A 4,093-nucleotide genomic window follows, 5' to 3' on the forward strand; every position below is an offset into this window, starting at 1 on the left:
GCCCAGCGAAGCGGGTTCGGTGGGGAGAGGAGGCACAGCGGAACGAGCGGGCTTTGCCGTATACGGCAAAGCGAGGAATGGGCAAGTTTGTGCCGACGAAGAAGCGCCTGCGTTCCAAGCGGGGAAATAAGCGTAGGGGCGACCCTTGTGGCCGCCCGCGGGCGGCGGGGAGGGCCCTCCCTACGCTCCCAGGACGGCGGAGGCGAGAATCAGGGCGTTGAGCACCATGTGCAGGGCGATGGGGCTCCAGATGGAGCCGCCGTTGTCGTAGCACCAGGTCAGGGCCAGGGACATGGGCACATACTGGAGGAACAGCAGCAGGTAGCGGAAATCCACCGTGCCGTAGGAATAGACGAACTGCCAGACGCAGTAAAGGGCAAAAACCAGGGTGGAGAGCACATAGCCCAGCACCCGGCTGTACCGCCGGGTGGCACCGAAGAGCAGGCCGCGGAACAGAGGCTCCTCCACCAGGGGCATGAGCACCACCAGGATCACCACCGTGGCCGCCGGGGAGAGGGCAAACTGCTGGGCGTAGCTCTCCGGGTTGGGATTCTGTACCGGCAGGGGAATGAGCATGACCAGCAGATGGAGCACCCCCGCCCCGACGAGCCCGGTGCCGAAGGCGAACAGGTTTTCCGGCAGCCAGTCCAGCAGCAGGTCAAACCCGTGCCGCAGGAACGTCCAGAAGACCAGAAAGACCAGGGTAGCGGCCAGGAGGTAGTAGACCACGTTGGCCTCGGCCACGGGCAGTTCCCCGTGGAAAGCCCGCTGCACCCACCCCATGGACAGGGGAAAGACCGTCAGGTACAGGGCAAAGAACACCCACCCCCGGCCCATCTCGGCGCGGGTGAGCTGCGGACGCCATGGACGGCGTTTGGTGTGCATGGTGGAGGTCCTCTCTTTCTCTCGGAAATTGGGGTGCGGCCCGGCGGAGCGGCCGATGTGGGCAGAAGGTGAATTGCCCCAGAGGGGCAAGAGAAACCGCCCTGGGGCGTCGGCCCCTCCGGGGCAGTCCAATCGGGTATCAGGACGTGCAGGGGCGGGGCTTGTCCCCGCCCGCGTTTCCGGTGTCCCGCCGCCGGGTTCGGGCGGGCGGCCACGAGGGCCGCCCCTACAGAGTGCGTGGGAGACCGGCGGCCCCTCTCGTCAAACGCCGACACGCAGGGGCGGGTGCCCACACCCGCCCGCCGGGGCGGGGACTAGAGCATCTGCTTGAGCTCGTAGAGCAGGTTCATGGCCTCGATGGGGGTGAGCACATTCACGTCCACATCCCGCAGGCGGGCGGACACCTGGGCCGAGCCCATATCCAGCAGGGAGACCTGCTCTTCCGGCTGTGCGGCGGCCGGGGCGGGGGCGGCGGGGACGCCCGCCTCCAGCTCCTCCAGGATCTTCCTGGCCCGGCGGAGCACCGGCTCGGGCACTCCGGCCAGCTTGGCCACCTCGATGCCGTAGCTCTGGTCGGCGCCGCCCCGGACGATCTTGCGCAGGAAGAGGATGTCATCCTTCTTCTTTTTGGCGGCGATGTTGTAATTCTTTACCCCGGGGATCTGCCCCTCCAGGGCGGTCAGCTCGTGGTAGTGGGTGGCGAAGAGGGTCTTGGCCCCCAGGCGCTTCTTGTCCGCGCAGAACTCCAGCACCGCCCGGGCGATGGACATGCCGTCGTAGGTGGAGGTACCCCGGCCGATCTCGTCCAGGATCAGCAGGCTCTTGGCGGTGGCGTTTTTCAGCAGCTCGGCCACCTCGGTCATCTCCACCATGAAGGTGGACTGCCCGGCGGAGAGGTCGTCGCTGGCGCCGATGCGGGTGAACACCCGGTCGACGATGCCGATGCGGGCGGAGCGGGCGGGGACGAAGGAGCCCATCTGGGCCATGAGCACAATGAGGGCCACCTGGCGCATGTAGGTGGACTTGCCCGCCATGTTGGGGCCGGTGATGATGGCCACCGTGTTGTCGTGGTTGTCCATGTGGGTGTCGTTGGGGACGAAGAGGGCGTGTTTGAGCATCTTTTCCACCACCGGGTGGCGGCCCTCGGTGATCTCGATGGCGTCGGAGAGGTCCACCTCGGGGCGGCAGTAGCCCTGCTCGGCGGCCACGGCGGCGAAGGAGGAGAGCACATCCACCTGGGCCACGGCGGCGGCGGAGCGCTGAATCCGCCCCACCTGGGCGGCCGCCTGCTCCCGCAGGTCGCAGAACAGCTCAAACTCCAGGGCGGTGATGCGGTCCTGGGCGGAGAGGATCTCGTGCTCCAGCTCCTTGAGCTCCTGGGTGATGAACCGCTCGCAGTTGGTGAGGGTCTGCTTGCGGATGTAGGTGTCGGGCACCTGGTCGTAGTAGGACTTGGACACCTCGATGTAGTAGCCGAAGACCTTGTTGTAGCCCACCTTCAGGCTCTTGATGCCGGTCTTTTCCTTCTCCCGGGCCTCGATGGAGGCCACCAGGCCCTTTCCGTTGGCCATAATGTCCCGCAGGCGGTCCACCTCCGGGTGGTAGCCCGCCCGGATGAAGCCGCCCTCCCGGACGGAGAAGGGGGGCTCGTCCACGATGGCCCGGCCGATGAGCTCCCGCAGCTCGGTGAGATCGTCCAGCTCCTCCCGCAGGGAGGCCAGCAGGGCGGAGGAGCAGCCGGCCAGCCGCTCCCGCAGGGCGGGCAGCCTGCCCAGGCCGTTTGCCAGGGCCACCAGATCCCGCCCGCCGGCGGTGCCGTAAACGATGCGGCCGATCAGCCGCTCCAGATCGGTGATCTCCCGCAGGGTGAGGGTCAGCTCCTCCCGGCCGATGGCGTCGCCCACCAGCTCCCCCACCGCCCCCAGGCGGCGGCCGATGGCCGCCGGGGAGAGCAGGGGCCGCTCCATCCACGCCCGGATCAGCCGGTGGCCCATGGCGGTGCGGGTCTTGTCCAGCACCCACAGCAGGCTCCCCTTCTTCTCCTTGGAGCGCAGCGTCTCGGTCAGCTCCAGGTTGCGCCGGGCGGTGAGATCCAGCTCCATGAACTGCCCGGTGGTGAAGTACGTCAGGGTGGAGAGGTGGGACAGGTCGGTCTTCTGGGTCTCGTAGAGATAGGACAGCAGGCCGCCCACCGCCTGGAGGGCGGCGTCGTCCCCGGCGGGCAGGGCGTCCAGGCCGGCAGAGAACTGCTTCTCCGCCGCCGTGCGGGCCGCGTCCAGCCGGAAGCGGGCCTCGCCCCCGTTCTCGCAGCGGCAGTCCAGGCGCTTGACCAGGAAGTCCACCAGGGCGCCGTCGCTGTAGGCCCCGTCGGAGAGCATGGCCTCCCGCGGGGTGAAGCGGCCCAGCTCGTTATAGAGGTGCTCGTCCGCCTCCGGCCCGGTGAAGGAGGTGACGGAGCACTCGCCGGTGGAGATGTCGCAGAAGCACAGCCCCGTGCCCGCGCTGTCCCGGTACACGGCGCAGATGAAGTTGTTGCGCCCCTCCTCCAGCATGGAGGAGGTCATCACCGTGCCGGGGGTGATGATGCGGATGATGTCCCGGTCCACCAGCCCCTTGGCCAGGGCGGGGTCCTCCATCTGCTCGCAGATGGCCACCTTGTAGCCCTTGGCGATCAGCCGGGCGATGTAGGCGTCGGCGCTGTGGTAGGGCACGCCGCACATGGGGGTGCGCTGCGCCTCCGGCTTGCCCCGGTCCCGGCTGGTCAGGGTCAGCTCCAGCTCCTTGGATACCAGCTTGGCGTCCTCGTTGAACATCTCGTAAAAATCACCCAGCCGGAAAAACAAAATACAGTCCGGGTGCAGCTCCTTCATGCGCAGATATTGCTGCATCATGGGCGTGGTCTCTGGCGGCATAGCGTCTCTCCTGTTCTATCTCTCTGTGTAGTAGCAATCCAGCTCCCAGCGCAGGGGGTTGTTGTCAATATAGGTCCAGATGCGCAGAAAGTCGTTTTCACTGCGGACAATATGGTCGTAGTAGCCCCGCTGCCAAAGGCGGCCGGCCTCCAGTCCCCGCCCGGCGGCCAGATGGACGGACCGGGATTTCACGCCGCCTACAAGCCGTCCCAGCTCTGCGGTGGCCCGCGGCCCACTGTCTGTGGGGGCAACCCTTGCGTCCGCCCGCGTCCCGGCTCCTGTGGGGACAATCCTTG

The 4,093-nt window shown here is 67.3% G+C and carries 3 protein-coding genes; all 3 read right to left on the reverse strand.

All coding sequences use genetic code 11. The annotated features are described in order from the left end of the window. Positions 1–180: 180 nt before the first annotated feature. Entirely contained in the window at positions 181–885 is a 705-nt protein-coding gene (locus HMPREF0372_RS15195) for a CPBP family intramembrane glutamic endopeptidase (RefSeq protein ID WP_024723891.1), read from the reverse strand. A 314-nt stretch (positions 886–1,199) separates the two neighbouring features. Continuing rightward, on the reverse strand, positions 1,200–3,797 hold the full coding sequence (gene mutS / locus HMPREF0372_RS15200) for a DNA mismatch repair protein MutS (protein WP_007494374.1): 2,598 nt from the start codon (positions 3,795–3,797) through the stop codon (positions 1,200–1,202). 15 nt (positions 3,798–3,812) lie between these two features. Next, the coding region (locus HMPREF0372_RS20375; RefSeq protein ID WP_007494375.1) for a hypothetical protein at positions 3,813–4,093 on the reverse strand (281 nt) is incomplete at its 5' end.

Source organism: Flavonifractor plautii ATCC 29863, from assembly GCF_000239295.1.
GTDB lineage: Bacteria > Bacillota > Clostridia > Oscillospirales > Oscillospiraceae > Flavonifractor > Flavonifractor plautii.

Excerpts from the sequence above, each read along its gene's own strand:
- HMPREF0372_RS15195 (WP_024723891.1), bottom strand. The coding sequence starts at position 885 with ATGCACACCAAACGCCGTCCATGGCGTCCGCAGCTCACCCGCGCCGAG.
- mutS (WP_007494374.1), bottom strand. The coding sequence starts at position 3,797 with ATGCCGCCAGAGACCACGCCCATGATGCAGCAATATCTGCGCATGAAG.